The sequence below is a fragment of the Paenibacillus taichungensis genome (assembly GCF_047302525.1).
Classification (GTDB): domain Bacteria; phylum Bacillota; class Bacilli; order Paenibacillales; family Paenibacillaceae; genus Paenibacillus; species Paenibacillus taichungensis_B.
The window spans coordinates 5,464,166-5,488,585 of the sequence record NZ_CP168020.1 but is presented as its reverse complement, the minus strand read 5'-3'; the positions used below and the strand labels follow the sequence as shown (position 1 = coordinate 5,488,585).

The 24,420-nt window shown below is 46.3% G+C and carries 21 protein-coding genes; 15 read left to right on the top strand and 6 right to left on the bottom strand.

Annotation, left to right across the window (positions count from 1 at the left end; translation table 11 throughout):
- Positions 1 to 83 precede the first annotated feature (83 nt).
- Entirely contained in the window at positions 84 to 2,165 is a 2,082-nt protein-coding gene (gene ppk1 / locus ACDJ58_RS24740) for a polyphosphate kinase 1 (RefSeq protein ID WP_413373476.1), read from the top strand.
- Here ppk1 and ACDJ58_RS24735 read toward each other — a convergent pair.
- Entirely contained in the window at positions 2,125 to 3,651 is a 1,527-nt protein-coding gene (locus ACDJ58_RS24735) for a Ppx/GppA family phosphatase (RefSeq protein ID WP_413373474.1), read from the bottom strand. The two genes, ppk1 and ACDJ58_RS24735, sit on opposite strands and share 41 nt — an antisense overlap.
- 26 nt (positions 3,652 to 3,677) lie before the next feature.
- Positions 3,678 to 3,932 carry a hypothetical protein gene (locus ACDJ58_RS24730; RefSeq protein ID WP_413373472.1) on the bottom strand — a complete coding sequence of 85 codons (255 nt, stop codon included), beginning with the start codon at positions 3,930 to 3,932 and terminating at the stop codon, positions 3,678 to 3,680.
- A gap of 236 nt (positions 3,933 to 4,168) precedes the next feature.
- On the opposite strand from ACDJ58_RS24730, the gene ACDJ58_RS24725 reads away from it, so the two are divergent.
- Positions 4,169 to 4,828: a YheC/YheD family protein gene (locus ACDJ58_RS24725; RefSeq protein ID WP_053783243.1), complete on the top strand. Its 660-nt coding sequence runs from the start codon at positions 4,169 to 4,171 to the stop codon at positions 4,826 to 4,828.
- Positions 4,829 to 5,183: 355 nt separating this feature from the next.
- Positions 5,184 to 5,327, top strand: coding sequence for a sporulation histidine kinase inhibitor Sda (locus ACDJ58_RS24720; RefSeq protein ID WP_017692430.1), 144 nt, complete (start codon positions 5,184 to 5,186; stop codon positions 5,325 to 5,327).
- Between the two features lie 21 nt (positions 5,328 to 5,348).
- Here ACDJ58_RS24720 and ACDJ58_RS24715 read toward each other — a convergent pair whose 3' ends face one another.
- Positions 5,349 to 5,600 (bottom strand): hypothetical protein, encoded by a 252-nt coding sequence (locus ACDJ58_RS24715; RefSeq protein ID WP_157284171.1) that lies wholly within the window; start codon positions 5,598 to 5,600, stop codon positions 5,349 to 5,351.
- Positions 5,601 to 5,685: 85 nt separating this feature from the next.
- Positions 5,686 to 6,660 (bottom strand): NAD(P)/FAD-dependent oxidoreductase, encoded by a 975-nt coding sequence (locus ACDJ58_RS24710; RefSeq protein ID WP_211754064.1) that lies wholly within the window; start codon positions 6,658 to 6,660, stop codon positions 5,686 to 5,688.
- A 534-nt stretch (positions 6,661 to 7,194) separates the two neighbouring features.
- Here ACDJ58_RS24710 and ACDJ58_RS24705 point away from each other — a divergent pair.
- Both ACDJ58_RS24705 and ACDJ58_RS24700 read left to right on the top strand, forming a co-directional pair.
- Entirely contained in the window at positions 7,195 to 8,388 is a 1,194-nt protein-coding gene (locus ACDJ58_RS24705) for an NAD(P)/FAD-dependent oxidoreductase (protein WP_024632649.1), read from the top strand.
- Entirely contained in the window at positions 8,385 to 8,639 is a 255-nt protein-coding gene (locus ACDJ58_RS24700) for a hypothetical protein (protein WP_024632648.1), read from the top strand. Before ACDJ58_RS24705 ends, ACDJ58_RS24700 begins: the two co-directional genes overlap by 4 nt.
- 133 nt (positions 8,640 to 8,772) lie before the next feature.
- Here the strand turns inward: ACDJ58_RS24700 and hemQ are convergent, their stop codons facing one another.
- Positions 8,773 to 9,519, bottom strand: a complete 747-nt coding sequence (gene hemQ / locus ACDJ58_RS24695; RefSeq protein WP_413373469.1) for a hydrogen peroxide-dependent heme synthase — start codon at positions 9,517 to 9,519, stop codon at positions 8,773 to 8,775.
- Between the two features lie 230 nt (positions 9,520 to 9,749).
- Here hemQ and ACDJ58_RS24690 point away from each other — a divergent pair, with 230 nt between their 5' ends.
- The 5 genes from ACDJ58_RS24690 to ACDJ58_RS24670 all read left to right on the top strand — a co-directional run bounded on the left by ACDJ58_RS24690 (position 9,750) and on the right by ACDJ58_RS24670 (position 14,313).
- Complete coding sequence (locus ACDJ58_RS24690) at positions 9,750 to 10,043, top strand: YuiB family protein (RefSeq protein WP_413373467.1); 294 nt, start codon at positions 9,750 to 9,752, stop codon at positions 10,041 to 10,043.
- A 354-nt stretch (positions 10,044 to 10,397) separates the two neighbouring features.
- A complete protein-coding gene (locus ACDJ58_RS24685; protein ID WP_163761056.1) occupies positions 10,398 to 11,933 on the top strand; it encodes a helicase DnaB in 1,536 nt (511 codons plus the stop codon).
- A 137-nt stretch (positions 11,934 to 12,070) separates the two neighbouring features.
- The gene (locus tag ACDJ58_RS24680) at positions 12,071 to 13,042 is read left to right on the top strand and encodes a helix-turn-helix transcriptional regulator (RefSeq protein ID WP_413373464.1); all 972 of its coding nucleotides are present in this window, start codon (positions 12,071 to 12,073) and stop codon (positions 13,040 to 13,042) included.
- A 95-nt stretch (positions 13,043 to 13,137) separates the two neighbouring features.
- Complete coding sequence (locus tag ACDJ58_RS24675) at positions 13,138 to 13,656, top strand: DinB family protein (protein WP_413373463.1); 519 nt, start codon at positions 13,138 to 13,140, stop codon at positions 13,654 to 13,656.
- Positions 13,657 to 14,313 carry a hypothetical protein gene (locus ACDJ58_RS24670; RefSeq protein ID WP_413373461.1) on the top strand — a complete coding sequence of 219 codons (657 nt, stop codon included), beginning with the start codon at positions 13,657 to 13,659 and terminating at the stop codon, positions 14,311 to 14,313. It begins immediately after the preceding gene.
- 88 nt (positions 14,314 to 14,401) lie between these two features.
- Here ACDJ58_RS24670 and ACDJ58_RS24665 read toward each other — a convergent pair whose 3' ends face one another.
- The gene (locus ACDJ58_RS24665) at positions 14,402 to 17,158 is read right to left on the bottom strand and encodes an endo-beta-N-acetylglucosaminidase (RefSeq protein ID WP_413373459.1); all 2,757 of its coding nucleotides are present in this window, start codon (positions 17,156 to 17,158) and stop codon (positions 14,402 to 14,404) included.
- A 211-nt stretch (positions 17,159 to 17,369) separates the two neighbouring features.
- On the opposite strand from ACDJ58_RS24665, the gene ACDJ58_RS24660 reads away from it, so the two are divergent.
- The 5 genes from ACDJ58_RS24660 (at position 17,370) to ACDJ58_RS24640 (ending at position 24,414) form a co-directional block, all read left to right on the top strand.
- The gene (locus tag ACDJ58_RS24660) at positions 17,370 to 19,199 is read left to right on the top strand and encodes a sensor histidine kinase (protein ID WP_413373457.1); all 1,830 of its coding nucleotides are present in this window, start codon (positions 17,370 to 17,372) and stop codon (positions 19,197 to 19,199) included.
- A gap of 1 nt (position 19,200) precedes the next feature.
- Positions 19,201 to 20,715 carry a response regulator gene (locus ACDJ58_RS24655; RefSeq protein ID WP_413373455.1) on the top strand — a complete coding sequence of 505 codons (1,515 nt, stop codon included), beginning with the start codon at positions 19,201 to 19,203 and terminating at the stop codon, positions 20,713 to 20,715.
- Between the two features lie 282 nt (positions 20,716 to 20,997).
- Positions 20,998 to 22,470, top strand: coding sequence for an ABC transporter substrate-binding protein (locus tag ACDJ58_RS24650; RefSeq protein ID WP_413373453.1), 1,473 nt, complete (start codon positions 20,998 to 21,000; stop codon positions 22,468 to 22,470).
- A gap of 75 nt (positions 22,471 to 22,545) precedes the next feature.
- Positions 22,546 to 23,475: an ABC transporter permease gene (locus ACDJ58_RS24645; RefSeq protein WP_413373451.1), complete on the top strand. Its 930-nt coding sequence runs from the start codon at positions 22,546 to 22,548 to the stop codon at positions 23,473 to 23,475.
- Positions 23,476 to 23,559: 84 nt separating this feature from the next.
- The gene (locus ACDJ58_RS24640) at positions 23,560 to 24,414 is read left to right on the top strand and encodes a carbohydrate ABC transporter permease (RefSeq protein ID WP_413379814.1); all 855 of its coding nucleotides are present in this window, start codon (positions 23,560 to 23,562) and stop codon (positions 24,412 to 24,414) included.
- Positions 24,415 to 24,420: the final 6 nt, after the last annotated feature.

Here is a 24,420-nt window from a genome sequence, read left to right as displayed (position 1 = left end):
ACGCTTGTAGCCAATCACGAATAGTACAATTAGTTGAGAACATCTAACCAAGAATAGATATGCAACAAATTCGGAGGCCATACATGCATAGAGATGTCAAAACAGGTAATTACGTTAACCGTGATTTAAGTTGGGTAGAATTCAATCGCCGTGTGCTCCAGGAGGCGCAAGATCCAACAACACCTCTGCTGGAACGCATGAGGTTTCTTGGTATTGTCGCCAGTAATCTGGACGAGTTCGTAAGTGTAAGGGTAGCGGAGACGAAAGAGAAGATCAAGGCTGGATTTACGCAAAAGGATTTTACGGGCTACACCCCTGCTGGTTTGTACCGTAGATTGATTAAACGAACGGGGACCATGGTCGCCGAGCAATATAAAACCTATCGGGAGCTGATTCGTCTTCTCGCCAAGAAAGGCGTCCATTTTCAGGAATATACAGATCTGAATATGACCCAACAGCGTGCAATGGACCAGTATTTTCATGAGATCATTTTTCCGGTATTAACACCAATGGCTATCGATTCGAGCCGGCCATTCCCACTGGTACACAATAAGTCTGTATATCTATCCGTGATGCTGCAGAAGGAAGAAGAGCAGGAGGGCGAGCCATTTTTGGCTATTGTTCAGGTACCTTCCAATCTGCCGCGGGTCGTTCAGGTGCCTCTTCGGGCGAATAGTAAAAAGAAAACGTTCATTTTGATCGAGGATCTCATCAAACATCATATTCATACCTTATTCAGCGGATATGTGCCGCTGGCTGTACAGGAATTCAGGGTAACCCGCAATGCGGATCTTTCTATTAATGAAGAAGAAGCTGAGGATTTGCTTGAAGCTATTGAGAAGGAACTACGGCGCAGACGCCGGGGAGCACCGGTACGACTGGAGATTTGCAAAGATTTCCGCCCGGATGCGTTGCTAGAGTTGCAGGAAGAGTTCGATATTCAAGACCCTGTGTACGAGATCGATGGACCGCTGGACTTGAGCTTTCTGGCCGGGTTTGTGGATAGTCTGGAAGGGTTCACTCATCTGAAATACAGTCCGGTGCAGCCAGTGTATCCCCTGGAGTTCCTACCGCGGGAAAGTCACTTCGAATTGCTGCGTAAACGGGATGTGCTCGTTCACCATCCGTACGAATCGTTCGAACCGGTAACGGACTTTATTGTGGAAGCCTCGGAAGATCCACGCGTGATGGCGATCAAAATGACGTTATATCGGGTGAATGGAGATTCCCGACTCATTCCTGCATTGGCGCATGCAGCCGAGAGCGGCAAACAGGTGACGGTTGTTGTTGAATTGAAAGCCAGATTTGATGAAGAACGGAATATTGCATGGGCCCGCACGCTGGAGAAGGCAGGTTGTCATGTCGTATATGGATTGGTCGGATTAAAGACTCATGCCAAGATTATTCTCGTCGTACGCAGGGAGCAGAGTGGTCTGAGAAGGTACGTGCATGTCGGAACAGGTAACTATAATGAAAGTACAGCCAAAGTATACACCGATGTAGGACTGTTTACCTCCAATCCCATCATTGGTGAGGATGCATCGGAATTGTTTAATGAGATTACCGGATATTCAGGACCCAAAGCGTTGCAGGCATTCCGCGTCGCCCCTGACGGCATGAAGGATGAACTGTTCGCGCTCATTCGTCGGGAAAGGGAGCATGCATTCAAGGGAAGACCGTCCAGGATTATTGCCAAAATCAATTCCTTATCCCATCAGGATATCATTGATGAATTGTATCTGGCATCTCAAGCTGGAGTACAGATCGATCTGATCGTGCGCGGTGTATGCTGCTTGCGTCCCGGGGTAGAGGGACTTAGTGAGAATATTCGTGTGATCAGCATCGTGGACCGGTTTCTGGAACACTCCAGACTGTTTTATTTTGAAAATACCGGGAACCCGGATGTGTATCTGTCCAGCGCAGACTGGATGACCCGTAATTTGAAGCGGAGAATAGAACTGATGTGTCCCGTGTTTGATCCAGAGCTGAAAAAGATGCTGGTCGACATATTGAATCTGTCGCTTATGGATAATGTGAAGGCAAGAGAGCTTATGCCTGGCGGCAATTATGTATTTGTACAAAATGAAAAACCCCCGCTGAGAAGTCAGACGGAGGCGATGGGCATTATTCCCTGGAAGCCTGCTGAATGGAGTGCGTTAACGTAACTCCCCAAGCTTCCTGCAGATCCTTGACGGCCTCTTCAAGGCCGCTCAGTTCCAGTAACGGCTCGGCTGTACAGATGAATTGCATCTGCAGCGAGTCGTTTTCTTTTGTTGCCATTATGGCGGTAATACTTTCAGAGCGATTAATCGCTTCAGTCACGCGCAGCAGAGAGCCCAAGCGATGGGCATGCCGTTCGTCCGAATCCTTGAGAATGTCCTTGTGCTTATGCAGCAGCTGGGGCGTTCTTTTTTTGGGATGATAATCGGCTGCAATAGCACTCAGGATGGTCTCCCGATGAGATAGTCCATAGATGCTTGCATTCATGATCCAATAGGCCGAGTGCTGCGGATACCGGAAATAGTTAATCTGTTTTCCAGCCATGTGCAGCATGGAGACCGTGTACAGAATCCGGGCATCCGCTGGATCGGGAGCACTACCTTGTAGGGCAGTATACAGGGTAAGCGCATCATGGTGGATCCGATTCAGACGTTTCTCCGGAATGGGTGGACCAAAATGGATGAAGTTGCGAATGCTGTCCTTCAGCGCATCTGGCACGACCGGCTTACCTTCAGCCAGGAGATCCCTTAGCAAACCATCTCGTAATCCCGCTCCGCTCACGACATAACGATCCCCCTGGATGATTCGGAAGACCGTCCGCAATATGAGTACACCTGGAACAATAATGTCCGCCCGATCCTTGGCAAGTCCGGGGACTTTCTTGCGTTGTGCCGAGGTTAGATGTGGCAAAGAACGAGCGATATTTTCCATTTCTTCTGCACCGATTTCGTAATGATGTGTAACCGGTAATGAATACTGTGTTCTCTTCTGCTCCACTTTGGCCAGTGTACGCATGGTGCCACCAAGCCCTATAAGAGGTAGTCCGGGATGTTGTCTGACCCAATCCTGGTCACTTAATGCCTGTATAACTTCATTACAAAGTGCAGTCGCATTAGCTTCAGTCCACTGATCTTCCCCACCATAACGGGCATGTGAGTTAACCGCACCAATAGGCAGAGAGATGCTGTGCAGTCTTTTTCGATCACGGAATACAGTGATCTCGGTACTGCCGCCGCCAATATCCACAACATAACCATCTGGAAGTTCAATCGATTGAGTGACACCAAGGAAACCGTAATAGGCTTCCTGATCACCGGACACACATTCGATGGTGAGTCCCGTCTCGGCTTCCAACCAACCTATAATTTCTGGGGCATTGCCTGCATTCCGAACGGCAGCCGTGGCTGCAGCGCGGATAAGCTTGGTTTGATAAGCTTCGCAAGTAGCCCTGAATTGTCGCAAAATGGTGATGGCCTTGTCCAGTGAATGTCGCAGTATGGTTCCGTCTTGTTCAACCACATTGCTTAGACGAGCAGCATATTTGTCTTCATGAATGATGCGATAGGCCCCATCCTGATCGAGTTCATAAATAACCAGACGAATGGAATTGGAGCCGATATCGATGATTCCGAGTATTTCGTTATGTGTCATAAGCATCTCCTTCTACAGAGGTTAATCTACCCGATTTTCAGCAAGGCAGCCATGGCTTCCGGTGAACCCGGAGGCGTGGAGGAGAAGGGCGTGGTCAGCATGACCACAATGATGAAGACGATAAAGCAGGCAAACAGAATACAACTTATAGCAAAACCGCGATTGCTTTTCTTCATAAACAGTCGAATACCTGTAACGAATAGAAGTACCGTAATGGCTACCAGAACGATAGAAATTGCAAAATAGGCTACGCCATACAGTGATTTAAAAAATGATTCCATGTCTTCTGAACGCTCCTTAGATCCTCATATTTAAGCCTCTCCATACCATTCCTTAGTAGCATACGATAGATTGATGCGTTTGAAAAGCAAACCAGGCGCCTGTTCCGGCCTTGAACCAAGCTGATGGACTTTATCTACGGAAAAGGGGCTCCAGCCTTGGACAGACATCCAAGAAAGCACGGCTCCTGTTGAGTATGTATAAGGAAGGACTATTGTTCACGAAAGGAGATCAACCCATGTCGAGACAACTTGCAAGCAAATGGCTGAAGACAGCGGCGCTGTTGAAATATCCGGTAGCTGCTGTCCATATTCCACAGACGAAGGCGTTCAACTCGGGGAATCTGCTAAAGATGCTTAGTCATTATGGAATGGTGTATATCAAACCTGTTGTCGGTGGTGGAGGTTACGGTGTCATTAGAGTATCGGCAAGCGGAGGAGCCTATCGATACACTCATATGAAAATAACCCGTTCTTTTACTCATTTTAATCAGATGTACCGTTCCCTAATCCGTGTAAAAGCCAGACGGAGATACATGATCCAGCAAGGCATTCATCTGGCGACCATTCAAGGCAGACCTATCGATTACAGAGTCAAAGTCGTCAAGACGGAAAGAGGCTGGGTATTCCGTTCTATGGTGGGACGGCTCGCTCGTCCGGGACTGGTCGTGACCAATCTTAGCAAAGGAGGAACGATGCTGTCTGGTAGGAGAGCGCTCGCTCTGTCTCTACCTCATATTTCCGGAAAACATAAACGTCGAGAGATGCGTTCACTGACACTCACCTGTACACATATCATGGAAAGTCGGTTCCCAGGTGTCGGCCAGCTCGGCTTCGATTATGGACTGGATCATTCAGGAAAGATATGGATTTTGGAAGTGAACACCAGACCGCAATGAAAATGGAGAAAAAAGCTAAAAAAATCCAAAGAAAATCCGATAGTAATATAGAAAGAAACTAGATGGAGAACGTTTGAAATATAACAATAAGGGTAATTTACTCGCATCAACTCTTGAAACTATGATTTTATTCTAAAAAAAAACGCTCTGATAATCGTTCTGTTCGATAAGCTACGATCCTGTGTATAAATACTGTCCACACTATCCACGTTGATCAATCAACATTTTTACCATTTATCAACAAACTATACACAGGATTTCCACATAACGTTGTGGATAACAAGAACGCTTGTTCTCTTTATAAATCTCTGATATGATAGTTTCGAGGAAAAAAAAGGAAAGGTTGTGGCGGGAAATGGCTATGTTATCCGATGAGATGTTGTTGGATTCCTACCATAAGGCGATTGAGTTGAATCTCGAACGAGATTTCATCGCACTGCTGTTGGCAGAAATCCATAAGCGCAAACTGGGTACCGACGTATCTGCCATTCTTCACTAGAGATCCTCATTGCAGGCAATGTTACAGGTTTCCGGACATGTCCCATAGATGGACAGGCCATAGCGTGCTTGTCTGGCAGTGGTGACAGAACATCATATGATTGCAAACGTTTTCGGCTTCGTCTGCCATGTCAGAGGAAGTTTGAAATACGTAGGGGCTGTACGGTCCGGTGTAATCGTCCAATTTGCCGCATTCTGACAGTCCCTGAAGGCAGTGGGGACAAGCCTGCTCCGGTACAACCAGACCGTTACACAGCGGGCATATATAAGACAAGGGTATCCCTCCTGATGTTGGATTCATTCAGGAGTAAGATACCCTTTTTTGTGTCTTTTATGTTCTATATGATTCCATAAAGGAATTAGCGCTTCATGTTACTGCTGTGTCCCGGGGACAACTTGGCATCTGGGTCGAAGTAGACCTTAGCATTGTTGACTGCGGTTGGCGCTTCACCGAATCCAACAGCAATCAGCTTCAGCTTGCCTGGATAGGTTGTAATATCTCCGGCAGCATAGATACCCGGAATCGAAGTTTCCATGCGGGAATCAACCACGATGGAATTGCTGTCAATTTCGATGCCCCATTCTGCAATAGGTCCCAGGGAAGAGACAAATCCGAAATTGACGATTACATCATCGACTTCAATTTCCTGTGTTTCCTTGGTTTTAACATGAGCCAAAGTAACCTTGGTAATACTGTCTTCACCGTGAAGTTCCGTAATTTCGGTAGGTGTAACGATGTTAACCTTGGAATTCATCAGGTTTTCGACACTGTGCTCATGCGCGCGGAATTTGTCGCGGCGATGGATCAGGGTTACTTGCTCAGCGATCGGCTCGAGCATAAGCGCCCAGTCTACAGCGGAGTCACCGCCACCGCTGATCAGTACTTTTTTCCCAGCAAAGGCGTTCAGATCACTGATGAAGTAGTGCAGATTGGTTTTTTCGAATTTGGCCGCACCCTCAAGCTCCAGACGACGGGGTTCGAATGCACCAACACCTGCAGTGATAATTACGGCTTTGGCGTGATATTCATTCACATCGGTTTTTACGACGAAGTGACGTTCTTCTAATTTCTCTACCGATACAACCTTTTCCTCCAGACGGATGTTCGGGTTAAAATGGCTCATTTGCTCTACCAGATTATTCACCAGTTCCTGAGCGGTAACTTTCGGGAACCCGGCTACATCATAGATGAATTTTTCGGGATAGAGGGCGGCAAGTTGTCCACCAAGTTGTGGCATACTTTCAACCAGAGTAACAGATGCCTGACGCATCCCTCCGTAAAACGCGGCGAACAGACCCGCAGGGCCGCCACCAATAATAAGTAAATCGGTCATGTCATGACCGGCAGTTTGTGCAGTCAAGAATCAACAACACCTTTCTTATTTTAATAGGTAGTTAACAGAAATAATGAAGCCGGGTACGTTTGGTAACCAGCGTTTGTTGCTGAACTGTCTTTTTCATTATAAACGGTGTAAACTGGGTTGCAAAGTTGGCAGTTTGATGAATCTGGGAACAATAGATGAAGATCAGGTGAGAATAGGATGAAATTGGAAATGAAAGGTTATGAAAAATAACAAAAAAAACCTTGATCTTTGCCAGAAATACAGATATCCTTGACCTGTACTATGTGTTTTTTTGTCTAATTTAGCCCCAATTTGTAATGTGAAGACAATACCCGCGTTTTGTTGAATCTTGTGTATAATTTCACAATTTTAATCGATAACTTGCATGCAAAAAGTTCAAATAAATTCGCGAAGTTAACATTTGTCGTCATAATGGATAAGACCTCATCAATATGGGTAAGTAAGAGCTTTTTTACAACAAAACAATCGAATGGCTGATGCAACGAAACCGGAAGGGGTATAGACATGAGCAGTATTCCCAAAATCGTCATCCTCGGCGCGGGCTATGGCGGGATTCTGACAGCCCAGCGGCTGCAGAAGGAATTGAACTATAACGAGGCCGATGTCACATTGGTGAACCGGCATGATTATCATTATATCACTACACATCTACATATGCCGGCAGCCGGCACAGATACCATTGAACATGCAAGGGTCCCGATTTCGAAGCTGATTGACGAGTTCAAGATTGATCTGGTCAAATCTTCGGTGAAGGAGATCCGCCTGCAGGATCGGAAGATTATTCTGGAGGATGGCACGTTATCCTATGATTATCTGATTATTGGATTGGGTGGAGAACCGGAGACCTTTGGTATTCCAGGCATGCTCGATCATGCCATGACGATACGCAGCATTAACTCGGTCAGAATGATTCGCGAGCATATCGAATATCAGTTTGCCATGTACAAAAATGATAATAAACGTAACCGCATTCGTTTTGTTGTGGGTGGGGCTGGCTTCAGTGGTGTCGAATTCGTGGCTGAACTTGCGGATCGCATTCCTCAGCTTTGCAAGGAATTCGACGTGAATCCCAAAAATGTGCACATCTATAATGTGGAAGCAGCACCTTCAGCTCTGCCGGGCTTTGATCCGGAACTGGTTGAGCATGCAATGAACGTGTTGAAGAAAAAAGGCGTTACTTTCAAAATCGGTGTTCCGATCAAGCAATGTCTGCCAGACGGAGTCATTGTGGGTGAAGGAGAAAAACTCGATGCAGCAACGGTCGTATGGACTGGCGGTATTCGTGGGAATGCTCTGCTTGAGCAAGCAGGCCTTGAAGTGATGCGCGGACGGGTGAAGGTCGATGAATTTCTTCGTGCCCCAGGGCATGAGCACGTCTATGTCATCGGTGACAATTCACTCGTGTTCAACAACGAAGGGCGTCCATATCCACCAACAGCTCAGATCGCGATGCAGCAAGGTGTTAACTGTGCCAAAAACGTTGTCGCTGCCATCCGCAAAAAGCAGCCGCAGCCATTTGTGTTTACAAGTAAAGGTACGGTTGCGTCACTGGGGAAAGGTGAAGCTATCGCCGTCGTAGGCGGTAAGAAATACAAGGGATGGAAGGCGGCTCAGCTGAAAAAGCTGGTGGATCTCCGGTACTTGTTTATCATCGGTGGCATTCCCTTGGTACTGAAGAAAGGGCGGTTTTTTGGATGAGACATTGCAGTGTTCAGGTCAGAGGATTACTCACACGCGAAGAACTGGATCGTTACAACGCCCTGATGCAGGTTGGCGGTTATCTGGAGGAACAGGATCAATATGATCTGGCTTATATCGTTCAGAAGGAAGTTGATATTCTCATTTTGCCTGCCATCGAGCGGCTTAAGGAGAAGGGACGTGACCGTGACCGGGCAACGGCTGAGTTTTTGGAATCTCTGAAAGCGGTTGATGAAGAGGATCAGGATTAAGGAATCACATTTCCAAAAGAACCTGAGTCATCCATTTATAATTGAACATTTTATATTCATTCGAAAAAAGTAAAAGCACCGCTGATCCTATCCTTAATGGAGGTATCGCGGTGCTTTTTGTGATTTATACGATTTACAGCTTAAGCATATCTTCCAATGTTCCTTCGTTCAGCAGGCTTCCCACATAGAAAGAGCCGAATTCGCCAAAACGGGCACTGACTTCGTCAAAGCGCATCTCGTAAACGAGCTTCTTGAACTGAAGTGCATCATCCGCAAACAACGTAACGCCCCATTCCCAGTCGTCGAAACCAACGGAACCGGTAATGATTTGTTTCACTTTGCCAGCGTAACTGCGACCAATCATGCCGTGGCTGCGCATCATCGTACGACGCTCGTCCATCGACAGCATGTACCAGTTGTCGTTCAGCTCGCGTTTTTTGTTCATTGGGTAGAAGCAGATGTATTGCCGCTGTGGCAGGACCGGTTTGAGACGGGCGATGATTTCCGGGTTCTGCATAGGGTCTTCGCCCTCTTTACCAAGATAGTTACTCAGTTCCACTACACTGACATAGGAATATGATTTGGTGGTGTACTGGGCAAACATCGTTTTGTTGAACGCGTTCTCAACGGCCTTCAGATCTTCCAGCGTTTCACGCAAGTGCATCATGACAAGGTCAGCCTTCTGTCCCACAACGGTATAAACGACAGTGCTTCCTTTGGATGAATTCTCTACAACTTTCCATTCCTTCCAGAATGCCTGAAGCTCGTCCAGTGCTACGGCGCGTTCCTCATCATCGGCTGCTTTCCAGGCGGCCCAGTTAATCGAGCGGAAGTCATGCAGGGCGTACCAGCCCTCCAGTGTTGATGCGGCTTCGTTCATTGAATTGATTCCTCCTGCAGGTTATATTTCCAAATCCCGGTAAGGGACGGTTGAGTACTTTATCGTCTTCATTGTATCCCAACAGGAAGCAGAAGGGCAAATGAAGAGAAGGTGAATATAGGGAAATTTGTCCAGAAAGTTCGTTGCTTCGCCACATTTTTTGCGGTACACTATCTACTATCCGTAGTAAGAGTAACCGAGTCAGTGAAAGAAGAGGTGAACGTCACCCGATGCAGTTTATACCTGTGCTGGTATTGATGGTGTTATTTTTCGTTATGATGTTTGGTATCGGTTTCATTCTGAATATGCTGATGAAGACAACCTGGTTTCCTTCCTATCTGTTCATTATTGTCATTCTGCCTGTTGTCGTGTATTCCTTATGGGATCATACGGCATCGTTGATGTCGCATCTGGGTTCTTTCCATATTGTAGACTATATGACGGGGGTAGCTGGACTTGGTGGAGCGGTCATCAGTGGCTGGGCTATTCGCAAACTTCGTCTGGGTGGGTACAAAATGTTTTAAATGGCTAGCCAAATGGCAGCAAACGCTGGACTGTATTTTCCGTAAAGGTCTTGCCTTTGTCGTAAACGCTTACGAGTGCAAAGGGAAGGCTTTTTGGCATGCATCAAAAAAATGAGCATGATTATTCGGACATGTCTCATATATATATGGATAACATTTCTCCATATGTTCACTTGTGTTCTAAGGCTGTAGCTTTTATAGTAATCTAGCAACTCTGCGAAAACGTGAATGCTGTCGACCTAGGACGAAACGGAGCGAGAACAGGTCCGTTTTTTACCTGTTTTTGAGCATTTGAGGATCGGACATTTATGATAGAATAGATAAACATACTTTTGGGGAGAAGGAGATCAAGCTATGCGCATGAAGAATTTGCACCATTATACTGAACATCATCGCTACTGCGTATACAGGGAGTTTGGACTTAGTGCCCTGGATGACCGCATGCTCACCGGAGCGTATCAGCCAATGGTAGGTGCCTTTGCGATAGGCTTGTATCGACTGCTGTTTCAGCATCTTCCCGGTGAACAGGTCGGTTACTCGCCGCTTGAACAGCAACGGAGGCTGTTCATGACGTTGGGACTCGAGCCCAGCGAGAAAGGGCGCAAGTATTTGGTGGAGCAGGCATCCAAGCTTGAAGCTGTTGGTTTGCTTCAGACTTCTCGGCTGTATATTCCGGAAAATGACGACTACATTTATGAATATGAGCTGCAACCTCCGCTCTCTCCGGCAGAATTTTTCCGTACACAGCATTTGACACTGTTGCTTCGTGACAAAATCGGCAAGTTCGCCGTACTCTCACTGCGTTCCGGTTTTTCGGCGATAGAGAGCGGTGACGCGCCTTACCCAGCAGCGAATAAAGAGAATATTTCCGTTCCTTTTTACGATATATTTGAATTGAATACCCATGTCATTGATTATGAACTGGAACAAGCGTTGTCGGAAGTTTCGACTTCGGCCCAGCGCAGCGGGATAAGTGGTGCAGCCGAAGAAAACAGCCTGAATTATGCCGACATTATATTGCGTTTTCCGCGTGAGTCGGTCAATCGCCGTCATGTGGAGCAATTGCGGTTCGATCACGAACAGCTCGGCATTGTGAATTATGTGGTGAACAAGTTCAATCTCAGCGTACAGGATGTATGTCGTTTGTTGGATGAAGATGATATCTTTAACCCACAGGGGCAGCTCGTGCTGGATGATCTTCAACACAAGGCAAGCCTGCAGTTCAGACAGACCAAGAAGCGACATGAGCAGCAGACGGTACAGGCAGCGAAGGTTGTTGCCCTCAGACAGCATATGGAGGAGCCTGAGCGGAAAGAGGATTCCGGTGAACCGCCTGTCGAACATGTGGTACAGATGGAATACTACGTCGAAGTGCCTCCGCAATTTTCGACCAAGTGTGATATTCACCAATACAATATGATGCTGCGTAATGAGCCCTACACACGATTGCTTCAGACGTTCTTCCCTGGTGCCGTACCGGACAACCTGGTGGACATTTTTGAGAAGATCGACCTCAGCTACAAGTTGCCTGGTGAAGTGATCAATGTGCTGATTCATTATTTGATGGCATTGCTTGTATCCGGCGGTGAGCAAAGAATTAACCGTAACTTTGTTGAGGCTATTGCCTCCAACATGCTGCTCAAGCAGGTGAATTCCTATGAGAAGGCGGTACAATACATTCGTGACCAAGCCAAGGTCAAAGGCAAACAGGCTGCTGGTGCAGCTGGAACCCGTTCCCGTACATACGGCAAAGGAACCAAAGCCAAACCCGAAATTCCGATTGTACAAGACATAGGCGCCGACGGCGATGCAGTATCCGAAGAAGAGTTCGAAGAGATGATGAGGTTTGCCCAGCAGATGCAGGCAAGCAAACAAAAGGGAACTTCATAACTTTCATAATAATGACCCAAAAGGCGAGTCACCTAAATCAAAGGAGACTCGTCTTTTTAGCTAGATGATTATGTTTTACATCTTTGAACAATACATAAATGACTTTTATTCTTTCAAGGAAAAGAGGAGGGCTCCCGATGGCGAAATGGGATAACATGCTGTCCATGCTTTGGATGCTGCGATCCGGAAGAAAGCTCACCGCCGCTCAGATCGCGGACAGTTTGGAGATTAGCGTCCGCACCGTTTATCGATATATCGACGCATTATGCGTCAGTGGCGTGCCAGTCGTTGCGGAATCGGGCCATGATGGCGGTATTCGTATTCTGGAAAATTTCAAGGAAACGCCATTGTTCTTCAACTCTGTAGAGTTGAAGGCACTTGTGGATGCGTTTAAATTTGCCCAAGGTGCTGGTTATCCGTATGTGCAGGAGCTGGAGTATGCGTTGAAGAAGGTGGAGAACGGACTGCACGAGGAGCAGCGCCACGATCTGTCTCGCCAGCAGAGCAGCTTGGACGTCGTTTCTTCAACGCGTGCACCTTCTGTTGTTCCGTTGTTGCGGGACTTGGAACAAGCAACGAAAGACGGGCGAACGGTCCGTATGCTCTATCGCAAAGCGAATGCGGAGCAGGCTGACGAACGTGAAGTCGATCCATATGGGCTAGCGTATGACCGAAACGAATGGTACGTTGTCGCGTTCTGCCATCGGTCGCAGGCGATGCGGACGTTTCGCGTCGAACGAATCAAACGGCTGGAGTCAACCGAAGCGAGGTTTGACAAGCCGGAGTCTTTCTCTGCGTCCGCGTTTTTCTGTGAGCAGTCCAACCAGAGACGGGAGGCAGAAGGACCGTTAACGGTTATCCGTATCGAGGGACAGCCTGACACGCTTAATGCGGTTTGCAACCACTGGCATCTGCGCCACTATTTGACGGAACGAACCGATCGGGAGGCACGGTTTCTGATCGATGCTCCGACGATGAACAAATATCTACCGACATATCTCCTGACGTTCGGCACGGCCATTCGCATCCGCGAACCACTGGAGTTGAAGCGGCGGATTCAGGAAAAGGCATACGGTATCGCCAAACATTATGAAGACGATCCGGATTGAAGTTTGCTGACAACATTTGTCAACAAACTTGTTATATGATAAAGACACAGCTGCGGCAGCCAAACCATGCGAAGAAGGGAAAGGTGAATTTATCGATGCTTCAACAACCATACCGACTGTATGACTATCATGTTTGGGCAAATGATCGATTGTTTGCACACCTGGAGCAACTCCCAAAGGAAGTATTCCATACGGAAGTGACGAGCGTGTTCCCATCCGTATCACAAACATGTGTACACATGTACTTGTTCGAACAGCTCTATATGCTCGTGCTCGCAGAAGTTCCGAACGAGGAGATTTTCCCGAAAATCTCAGGCTGGACAGAGGAAGCACAGGGCAAAACCGTGAATGAGATGAGGGAGCTGTTTAGCAGTGTTGCCGAACGTTTCCGCGATTTACTGCGGCATACGCCTGACCCGGACAAAAAAATGACAATCGAGCATCCGAAATACGGTAAAATGGAAACACATTTTTCGGACATTCTACAGCATGTTGTTAACCACGGGACATATCACCGGGGCAATGTGACCGCGATGTTGAGACAGCAAGGTTATAGCGGTGTGCCAACCGATTATATATTTTATTTGTTGGAACAGCAGAAAGTTCAAGGGTAAATGAATCAGATTAGAGTGAAGAGCGAATCAACCACAAAACAAAAAGTTGTATCGATAGGGTATGCCATGCTGATCGGAGTTATCATGGGGGTGGCAGCCAAACTTGTTGATGTTCCGGGGGTAAACCCTATATTTGACAGTATAGGTGGGCGTCTGGGTGTATGGGTATTTGTTGCAGCGCTTATAGCGGTTTTTAGCTATTCTCCCCAATTGGCGGCAGTAAAAATATTCATCTTTTTTGGGTCAATGCTGACCGTGTATTATGCTTACACCGTGTTATTTCTACATTTTTCTCCAGAAAGGGCTATGGTTTTTTGGGGGATATGCGCGGTGGTATCTCCGATCTGTGCTTATATTATGTGGTATGCACGTGGGAGTGGGCTGTTATCTAATGTTGTTGCAGCTCTCCCAGTTACATTACTACTGTCAGAAGGGTTTCAATTACGTCACGCTTACTTACCCATTCACACTCATTACTATTTAATTCCAGTCCTTATGATAATATATCTAATCATGATTGTTGTGTTGTTGCTGATCATACCGATAAATAAAAAACGATTTTTACCCATTCTATCGATAGCAATTATATTGTCATTTATTATGATCTATTTTAATGTTTTAGGTCGGATATTTGGTGGGATGAACGGCGTATTGTAGGGTTTAATTAAAAGTACCGAACATGAATTAGGCCCTTCCGACTTCCTGTAGGGAAGCGAAAGGGCTGAATTGATTTCTTGTGAATCTTTTATCGTAGAATCGTCGTTGCTTTATTGCCAGCATAATCTTCGATAACGAGCTTCAGGGAGCTGGCGCTGGATGCAGGCGTGAATGTCAGTTCGCTCAGCTTCGTTCTACCCCGAATGATATAAGGGAATTTTTGCGAAACGTAAGTTACTCCGAATTCGCGTGCTACCTCATTTTCATAGACATAGATTTTGTACCAATCCTCCAAATCAGGCAATGCGAGGGTATACTTTCCATCCTTTACCGTAACCATTTCCTTGGCATATGGTGTAATCTGAGTATCTGCCAGTTGTCCAGTCGTAGTGACTGGATTCTGTTTTCCAATGGCAATATCCAGGACGTAATGTTCGCCATTGGTCGGAAGGCCTGTCAGAATGGCAGACTGTTTTCCTTTTTTGACCTGAAGTGTCTTGGTGAAAGGTTCCTTCGTGTACTCAGTTTGGAGTGTAAGCTGGATCGGATCTTTACCTAGGTTCTTCTTCGGGTTTTTCCAACTGACAATAGCATCGCCATTGTTCTTGAATTTCACATCAATGTCCTGAACAGCTGCATTCAGATCATAGGACAGGACGGTTGCTTCACTCTCGGTACCATCTGCGCCTACAGCACGAATGGACAGTTCGCCAGCGGGATGTTTGAGCGTTTTAATATAAAATGTGGAGTCATACACGCCGCCGACATAAGCGCCGTTCTCATACAGATTATATTGCTTAACCTTCGAATAGTCCTCGATATCCCATTCGACAACCAACTCATCGGTGTTGGTCAGTGCTTTGGCAATATGGAATCCGGTTGGAGCATTCGGTTTGGCGGCAGAACCGTCGGATATACGAATCTCACCAATGTTCATCTGATATTTTTCAATCGTAGTGCCGTTAGGATTGAAGGATAGACCAAAAGCTGCGACGGTCTTCCCTTGGTATGCACTCAGATCGAGTGAAGTAGTCTTCCAGCCTGCCGTGTGCTGACCTGAATCTGGCACTTTAACTTTGACCACTTTGGTTGGTTCATCCTCAAATATCAGTCCGACATACATGGAGGAAGCGTCGTTGACAGACGGTTTATTATAGGTGAGTTCCAGTTTGGATTGGGCGTTGATCGACAGATCCGTCTTGTACAGACGTAGGAAATTGTCCGTATTTAGACTTCCATTTACGACAAGAGAACTGCCGCCAGTAAACGCACCAACGGAAACATAAGTATAACGAGCACCTTTTTCATAGGTTGGACCATAGTCAAAATCAACAGTGAGTTTGTCACCTTGACTATCCATCCACCACTGCCAGGTGACCGGGATATCCTGAATATTAATATTGGACCATTCGGTTGCATTGGAGACGGTTCCGTCCTCATAATATTTCAGACCGTGGCCTGTATTGAAGTTGGTCACAAAATTGGAGCCGTGAATAACGGAGCGTTCGGTGAGATAAGCGGCTATTCCGTCCCACTTTGCACCAGAAGCATACACATCGGACAGATCGACGGATGCCGTACGGCGTGCATTGGTTGGGTCCTGATTTGGACCTGACCACCAAGCGCGGTCACGCACAAAGGTCATCCATTGGTACTCATCTTCGGCTCTATGATTCGTGCTGCCATCGCCCATCTCTTCATCCAGGGCATTATGGGTAAAGTCGGCACCGAGTGTTGCAATACTGTTCATCGGTTGACCGTTCTCGTCCAGATTGTTACGCAGATCGTAGAGCTGCTTCCAGCGGCCAAACTGGTCATTCCCACCTTCGACACCGGCAAATACCGTTTCCAGTGGATCAAGTCCCAAATCTAGGGCATGATCGCGCGAATCACGCAGCATGTCATGGTTCCACACGTAATTCAGGAAGATCGAATCCGAGACTCTGCCTAATGCAGAATCTTGCACAAAAGGACTGTTGAGTCCATTAAACTGGTTCTGGTATTGAATTTTGCCCGTTGTATTGATGGTGGAGTCATACCACTGAACATATAGTCCTTCGTTTTTTAAATATTTCATGAATTTCTTGTAGGAAGCGATGTCTTCAGGTGCAACGCCTTTGGCAACCTCTTCCTGATTGAAGAAGTATCCGTCGTAATTATAATACTTTGCCATCTCGACCAGCTTTGCAGCGACAGGAAAATTCCCTTTTTCATCCTGCACAAGCATCTGCTTGTAGGTTTGTGGTCCGCGATCGTTGTCGGAGAAGAAGATGTTGGCGATGGACCGGACACCATTTTTGTGTGCTGCATTGGTGTAGGCCGGATTTGGAATGTTCAAAATGCCAAACTCAAAGTACTTTTCCGTCCATTCCTTATTGGGGTCATACAATTCCTCAGGCACGCCAGCAGAAGCCATACCATGCCAATAGCTGTAATAGTCTGTGTACTGCCAATAATTAAAGAGGTACTCGCTGAATTCATTCGTGTAAGGAGTGCTGTCAAAGAACGCGTTGCCATAATCGCCACTCATTGTAAACAACTGGGTGTCCGGGCTGAGTTCGGGGTAAGCTTGCGTGGCCGCAAAGGCATCATTACGTGGCTGCAAAGGTACATGGGCACGAAGCAGATCACCATGGATATCACTTTCGGGTGTCCAATTCAGAATCTGGGCAGCCGTGTAGCCATGCTGATAAGGCTGATTTACTCCCTTGGCGCTGTCACCTGTGTAAGGGAGCGTGTCTCCGGCATAAACGGATGAGGCAATGACTTGTCCAAGCAGAGCCGAAGTGAGAACCATTGCGGTTACTTTGGGGATAAGGCCTTTGGGTTTGTGTTTGCGTGTCATGCTGTTCCTCCTTCAAGTCGAATGAATGTAAGGTATTCTTTTACACAAAAATAAACTTATGGTTAACGATAGGGCATGAAAGCATTTTCAAATAGGGTTAAATTAAAGAAACTCAGGTATAAACTAAATAAAAGTTCAAGGTGACAAGTTAATGTCAGAAGGCAAATGATATACTTTAGACAGGAAAACAGCATCGGGGGGAACATGCGACTTGAAAATTGTTAGCGTTTACAAAAATTTCTTTAAAAATAATATGTTTATGAAGATGCTGTTCATCTTCTCCATGATTTCGATTATAACGATTATTACCTTGTCTTATATCATTTTCCTGTCAGTGTCCGATGCCACGATTCGCCGAGAATTGGCGATTCAGAAAGCGGCCATGGAGAGTGTCGACCGATATATTCATCAGCAGTATGAATCAGTGCAAAATATGGTGAGAGATATGCATCAGAATGAGGCGTTATCGTCTAATATCACCTATCTGATGAAGCACACGTACGCCGAGTATGTACAGCATCTGACGAATGGCTATTATGCGAATCAGGATGATTACTCAGCTGATGTACTGAAACATTTTCAAAATATCATGGATCGCAATTCGGATATCAATCAAGTGATGTTATATAGTGCAGAGCGGCAGGATCTGTCCACCTTCAATCAACATAAGCAGTTCAGAAAGTTGAACACCAATGTGGCTCATTCCTATATTCCTGACGTGATGGCGATGGAGACACCAAATATCAGCTCACCAAACTATTGGATTCGTAAAGAAATTGATCAATGGGACCCGGCGCTGTATGCGATTCGTGTGCCTATCAACGATACACAGACCCTTCGAAATTTGGGTCAGTTCCTTGTTTTCTTTGACTCAGCAGGTATTGGCAACGCTTTGGACAGTTATGAAAGTAATCTCAAGGGAGAAATTGTGGTGCTGTCAGCCAAAGGTACAGTATTGTTCGATTCCAACAGTAACTATTACGGCAAAAAGTATCCGTATATAAATGTGGCCGATTCCCTGTTTGATCAGACGGATATGGATTCGATGAAAAAGGAGCGAAATATGTATGTGAACAAGTTTGTCTCGGCGGATCAGGGATATGTGGTCGTTGGCACGGTTCCTGTGGATGAGATGGCTGAGGCCTATGCGGGTACACGCAATACAATTGTTTCGATTAGCATCATATGTATCCTGTTTGCAGTGCTGGTTCCGGCGTTTTTCATTATTAATTTTGCCAAACGCACCCGCAGAATCATTCGTTTCACCCAAAGGGTGAAATACGGCAATCTGACAGCACGCATCGATGATGCCCGTGATGATGAGCTTGGACAGATCTCGCACAGTTTCAACGATATGCTGGATGAACTTAATCAATATATCGAACGCGTCTACAAAGCCGAGATCAAACAAAAGGAGACAGAACTGGTCGCTCTCCAGGCACGGATTAATCCTCATTTTCTCTATAACACGCTGGAGGTCATCCGTATGAGGGCAATTTCGCAAGGGGCGAAGGATGTCGGCGAGATGATCTACAGTTTATCCGTGTTATTCAAGAGCCTTGTTCAACAGAAGAAAAATTATACGCTGAAGGATGAGATGGAAGCTTGCCGCTTATATCTGGAATTGTTCCGGATCCGGTATAAGGACATTTTCATGTATACGATTCAGTTGGACCCCGTGCATAACCAGCATCCGGTGGTCAAGCTATCCCTGCAGCCGATTATTGAGAACTATGTGGTGCACGGCATTCAGACAGAACGTTCGGATAATCAATTAACAATCGTTGTTGAAGAATTGGGCGACGCTTTGCAGGTAGAGGTCAGAGATAATGGTAAAGGCATTGAGCCTGCACGCCTGACTGAAATTTTAGAAGAACTGGAACGTCCAGAAGAGTCGGGTAAAATGTTTGGACTGCGCAGCGTTCACACCCGTTTGCGTTTCCTGTATGGACCGGAATTCGGCATCACGATAGAGAGTACACTCGGAGAAGGAACCCTGATCAGGGTACGTTATCCTCATACAGAAGGGACAGGTATTTAAAATGTACAAGGTATTTATTGTGGATGATGAACCGTTCATCATTGAAGGATTGTACGATATTTTGGATTGGTCGTCGTTTGATATGGAAATTGTAAGCCATGCCGGCAATGGACAGGCCGCATTAAACGCCTTGTCTGCGCAGCCCGTGGACATTCTGATCACGGATATATCCATGCCATTCATGAATGGTCTGGATCTGATTCGGGAAGCAAGGCAAGTGCAGCCTGACATCAAGGTAATTATTTTAAGTGGTTTTAATGAGTTTGAATATTTGAAAGAGGGCATGCAACTGGGCATCGAAAATTACCTGCTCAAACCGATCAATGTCGAAGAGCTGGAATCGACGCTTCGCAATACGGCTTCCAAGCTGGACCATGCGTCGTCACCTCAAACGGATGATGCTTATGGTGTTCAGATTCTGAAAGACAACATCCTCCATCGATGGCTGACGGGACAGATTGCGGCCACAGAATTCGAGGAACGGGCACAGTTCTTGAATCTTTCGCTGGATGCACCTGATGTTGCAGTAGCTATACTGCGAACTAAAGGGGAAGTATCCGGCATGTTCGAGCGAGTGGAGGGTATGCTGAAGGGAAAGTCCTATGTGAATATATTTCATGACATCGATGGAGACATCGTCATAGTTGCCAATGTGCATGCAGGTGAGGACGAGAAAAAGAGGTTTATGGAGTGCCTTCAGGCATTATCCGCCGCGCTATCTGAGACACATCCTGCTGTTCTGATTGGGGCAGGAAGTCTGATGCGTGGGCTTCACCATGCGCCTGCAAGCTATCAGGAGGCGAAAAAGGCGCTCCAGTATGTGATGATCTATCCCGACCTCAAAGTAATCGATCATGCCATATTGGAGAAGGGTGGGAGCTCTGCTTCTTCCTTCTCGATCGATTGGAAGGAGTATGCGAAGCTCATTCTATCCCGTAATGCAGAGCTGCTTGCGGAGCGAATTCGGGTCGATTTTGAACAGCACCGCGACGGGGTTACTCCGGCTGAGTTGCAGAACATCGCACTGGAAGTGGTCATTCGTTTCAAGATGGAATTAGAGGGCATCAAACATTCGGATGAATCGGCCATTTACCAACGTGGACTTCGCCTTGTACTGGACAGCGGAACCTTTGATGAACTCGTGCAGGCGTTGCAGCAGGTCGGTACGGAGACGATTCAGTCCCTGCTTCAGGATTTAAAGAATCCGATCGTCAACCAGGTGCTTCAACATATTGACAAACATTATGCAGAAGAGCTCTCCCTGAAGCTGCTGGGTGCTCACTATCATCTTCATCCGGTATATTTGGGACAACTGTTCCACAAGGAGACGGGGGAGACTTTTGCCGAATATATCAATAAATACCGGATTGAACGTGCCAAGGAACAGCTGCGCAATTCGAATCTGAAGGTACATGAGATCGCAAGGAATGTTGGGTACTGGGAGACAGGATATTTCTATAAACAATTCCGCAAGTATGTGGGAATATCACCTACCGATTATAAGGTTTTTGGATGATTTCCAGTGGATCATAGATTGGACCAGTGGACTGAAATGGATGAGACATTCTGGGGACAGTAGGGCATGCAACTAAGCTGGTGCCAAATGTTACTCAGCATGTCTTTTTTATGTAAGCGATTTATTCAAAAAGGTACAAATTAAGGAATCGGTACTGATTTCTCTTTAATTTGTACCTCGAAATATTAAGTTTATCTTCTTTTTGAAAATGCTTTCATTCGATAAGGTTAAAGCAGTTAGTTTGTAGAGCTAAAGGGAACACGAAAAGGGAGGATCAAGGAAATGAGTAAACAAAGAAAAAGTTTTTCTCTCGTTCTTGCATTGTTGATGGCGGTTACAGTTGTTCTTAGCGCCTGTGGAGGAAGCAAGGATGCTTCAGAATCAGGGGAAGCAGGAGATGATGCTGTCGAGCTGATCTGGTACACCATCGGTACCCCTCAGAAAGATGTTAATAAAGTGATGGAAGAAGTCAGCAAGTACACGAAAGAAAAAATCAATGCCACAGTAACGATGAAGATGGTTGACTGGGGTGACTATCCGCAAAAGATGCAAGTTAACGTGGCATCCGGCGAGCCAATGGACATCCTGTTCACTTCTTCCGGCGGATTCGATTATGTTCAAAATGCCAGAAAGGGCGCATTCATGGAGCTGGATGACTTGCTACCTAAATACGGTCAGGATCTCATTAAAACCATCGATCCTGCATTCCTGAGCGGTTCGAAAGTAGACGGACACAATTACGGAATTCCGGCTAACAAGGAGTTGCCTCAACAAGAGGTATGGCGTTTCAACAAAACGCTGCTTGATAAATACAAAATGGACATCTCCAATATTCGTACGTTAGACAGTCTGGAGCCTCTGCTCAAAACAATCAAGGAAAATGAGCCAAGTGTGACTCCATTTGGAATGGATAAAAACTTCGTTCCTTATGTTCCTTATGACTATGTCATTCAGAATTTGCCAATGGCAATCAAACTGGATACAACGGATTACAAGATTGTGAACATTCTGGATACGCCAGAAATGAAAGCAGCACTCAAAACGATGAGCAAATACTACAAAGCTGGTTATGTATCTGCAGAGGCAGCAACAACAGGCTCCACCAATGACCTGACTACATCAGGCAACTGGTTCCTGGATCGTGCACAAACTCAACCGCTTGCAGACAACCAATGGTCGGCAAGTTACGGATATCCGGTAGTTTCCACACCAGCTAGTGACGCGATCATCACCAACACGTCTGTACAAGGTTCAATCATGGCCATCTCGTCCAACTCCGAATATCCGGAGAAAGCAATGGAGTTCCTGAACCTGTTGAATACAGATCCAGTGCTGCGCAATATGGTCGATTCCGGTATTGAGGGCGTTCACTACAAAAAAGTGGATGATACGCACATGGAAAATCTGGCTGAATCCAAGAACTACGATATGCCTTCTTACTCCCTCGGTAACAACATGTTGTTGTATCTGAACAACAATGACCCGGATAACAAATGGGATGAGTTCAAGAAGTTTAATGCAGAGGGTGTAAATTCCCCAATTCTGAGCTTTAACTTTGACTCAAGTAAGGTGTCGTCGGAACTGACAGCAGTGCAGAATGTCAAAGAGCAATACTGGGCCGCATTGATGACAGGTACGCTGGACCCAGAGAACAATTTGGAGCAAGTGATTGAGAAGTTCAATCAAGCCGGACTTGAAAAAGTGATGGCTGAAGCCCAAACCCAGCTTGATGCCTGGAGAGCGGCAAATAAGTAAGGGTAATTTCAGGGATCGGGCCGCTGCTTGTTGCGCCCGATCCTTTTTCATTCAAGCCTGAAGGAGGATCTCCATATGACCGCATTTTTGAAAAATTTGATTAGAAACCGAGTCATGCTGTTCATGGTGCTGCCAGGCGCCATCTGGTTCTTCTTCTTCTCCTACTTACCATTGGTTGGTACAGTAGCAGCGTTCAAACAATATCGCTTCAGCCGCGAAGGTTTCTGGGCAAGTCTTGTGAAGAGCGAATGGGTGGGCTGGGACAACTTTAAGTTCCTATTCAGCACCAACGACGCGTGGCTCATTACTCGAAACACGCTTTTGTATAACATCACGATTATTGTGTTAGGGCTGGTATTCGCTGTAGGTTTAGCGATTCTGCTCTCAGAGTTGGTCAATAAAAGATTGGCCAAATTGTATCAGACAGGTATGTTCCTGCCGTATTTCTTATCTTGGGTTATTGTCGGTTACTTCGCGTTCAGCTTCCTGAGCATGGATCGGGGGATGTTGAACCAGATTATTGGGTGGTTCGGTGTGGAACCGATTCAGTGGTATTCGGAAGCGAAGTATTGGCCGTATATCCTGGTGTTCGTAGCTTTGTGGAAAACGATTGGATACAACAGTATTGTTTATCTGGCTTCCATTCTGGGCATTGACCGGTCGCTGTATGAGGCGGCGATGATTGATGGAGCGAGCAAATGGCAGCAGATTCGTAACATTACGATTCCATTGCTTTCACCTATCATTACGATTATGACCTTGTTGGCCGTAGGCCGCATTTTCTATGCCGACTTTGGACTGTTCTATCAGGTTCCAAGGGATTCGGGTACGCTGTATTCCGTTACGAACGTTATTGATACGTATGTATATCGTGGCTTGAAAACAAGCGGAGAGATTGGCATGAGTACGGCTGCCGGATTGTATCAATCCGTTGTAGGCTTTGTGCTCGTTATCATTTCCAACTACGTAGTACGCAAAATCGATAAAGATAGCAGCCTATTCTAGGACAAGGGAAAGGAGTGAACCACTGTGGCTCAAATCGTAAAAAAACGCGACTTCCATCATGTATCCAATGCCTGGAACGTCGTTATGAATATATTGGCCGGACTATTCGCTTTAATCTGTGTATTTCCATTCGTGTTTGTAGTGATCATCTCGTTTACGGACGAGAAGGCACTCGCCCGTGACGGGTATCGACTGATTCCGAAGGAATGGAGTCTCGCAGCCTATCAGTTTGTTTGGCAGAGTGGTGACACGCTGCTGCGTGCTTATGGGGTAACCATTTTGGTGACGGTACTGGGTACCATCATCAGTCTGATTCTAATGTCGCTGTATGCTTATGCGATATCCCGCAAGAGCTTCCGTTATCGGAGATTTTTCTCCATATTTGCCATTCTGACCATGTTGTTTAACGGCGGGATGATTCCGACCTATATGGTCGTGTCCCAACTTCTTCATTTGAAAGATACCGTGTGGGCACTGATTCTGCCACTTGCAATGAATGCCTTCTATATCATGATTCTGCGTACATTCTATTCAACCAGTGTACCGGATGCGGTCATTGAATCCGCGAAAATTGATGGAGCCGGAGAATTTTATACGTTTATGAAGATTGTCATTCCATTATCGTTGCCGGGGCTGGCGACAATCGGATTGTTCAGTACGCTCGGTTACTGGAACGATTGGTTCAATGCGCTGTTATATATCGATAATCCCAACCTCGTACCGCTACAATCGATGCTGATGCGGATCGAGTCCAGCATCCAGTTCATCCAGCAGAACTCGGCGAACAGCTCGATGAGTCTGGCGGCGATGCAATCCATCCCGCAGGATACTTCACGGATGGCTATGGTGGTTCTCGCCACGTTGCCGATTATTTTCGCTTATCCGTTCTTCCAGCGTTACTTTGTACAGGGTCTGACGGTCGGAGCTGTCAAAGAGTAACCGAAT

Excerpts from the sequence above, each read along its gene's own strand:
- ppk1 (WP_413373476.1), top strand. The coding sequence starts at position 84 with ATGCATAGAGATGTCAAAACAGGTAATTACGTTAACCGTGATTTAAGT.
- ACDJ58_RS24735 (WP_413373474.1), bottom strand. The coding sequence starts at position 3,651 with ATGACACATAACGAAATACTCGGAATCATCGATATCGGCTCCAATTCC.
- ACDJ58_RS24730 (WP_413373472.1), bottom strand. The coding sequence starts at position 3,932 with ATGGAATCATTTTTTAAATCACTGTATGGCGTAGCCTATTTTGCAATT.
- ACDJ58_RS24725 (WP_053783243.1), top strand. The coding sequence starts at position 4,169 with ATGTCGAGACAACTTGCAAGCAAATGGCTGAAGACAGCGGCGCTGTTG.
- ACDJ58_RS24720 (WP_017692430.1), top strand. The coding sequence starts at position 5,184 with ATGGCTATGTTATCCGATGAGATGTTGTTGGATTCCTACCATAAGGCG.
- ACDJ58_RS24710 (WP_211754064.1), bottom strand. The coding sequence starts at position 6,660 with ATGACCGATTTACTTATTATTGGTGGCGGCCCTGCGGGTCTGTTCGCC.
- ACDJ58_RS24705 (WP_024632649.1), top strand. The coding sequence starts at position 7,195 with ATGAGCAGTATTCCCAAAATCGTCATCCTCGGCGCGGGCTATGGCGGG.
- ACDJ58_RS24700 (WP_024632648.1), top strand. The coding sequence starts at position 8,385 with ATGAGACATTGCAGTGTTCAGGTCAGAGGATTACTCACACGCGAAGAA.
- hemQ (WP_413373469.1), bottom strand. The coding sequence starts at position 9,519 with ATGAACGAAGCCGCATCAACACTGGAGGGCTGGTACGCCCTGCATGAC.
- ACDJ58_RS24690 (WP_413373467.1), top strand. The coding sequence starts at position 9,750 with ATGCAGTTTATACCTGTGCTGGTATTGATGGTGTTATTTTTCGTTATG.
- ACDJ58_RS24685 (WP_163761056.1), top strand. The coding sequence starts at position 10,398 with ATGCGCATGAAGAATTTGCACCATTATACTGAACATCATCGCTACTGC.
- ACDJ58_RS24680 (WP_413373464.1), top strand. The coding sequence starts at position 12,071 with ATGGCGAAATGGGATAACATGCTGTCCATGCTTTGGATGCTGCGATCC.
- ACDJ58_RS24675 (WP_413373463.1), top strand. The coding sequence starts at position 13,138 with ATGCTTCAACAACCATACCGACTGTATGACTATCATGTTTGGGCAAAT.
- ACDJ58_RS24670 (WP_413373461.1), top strand. The coding sequence starts at position 13,657 with ATGAATCAGATTAGAGTGAAGAGCGAATCAACCACAAAACAAAAAGTT.
- ACDJ58_RS24665 (WP_413373459.1), bottom strand. The coding sequence starts at position 17,158 with ATGACACGCAAACACAAACCCAAAGGCCTTATCCCCAAAGTAACCGCA.
- ACDJ58_RS24655 (WP_413373455.1), top strand. The coding sequence starts at position 19,201 with ATGTACAAGGTATTTATTGTGGATGATGAACCGTTCATCATTGAAGGA.
- ACDJ58_RS24650 (WP_413373453.1), top strand. The coding sequence starts at position 20,998 with ATGAGTAAACAAAGAAAAAGTTTTTCTCTCGTTCTTGCATTGTTGATG.
- ACDJ58_RS24645 (WP_413373451.1), top strand. The coding sequence starts at position 22,546 with ATGACCGCATTTTTGAAAAATTTGATTAGAAACCGAGTCATGCTGTTC.
- ACDJ58_RS24640 (WP_413379814.1), top strand. The coding sequence starts at position 23,560 with ATGAATATATTGGCCGGACTATTCGCTTTAATCTGTGTATTTCCATTC.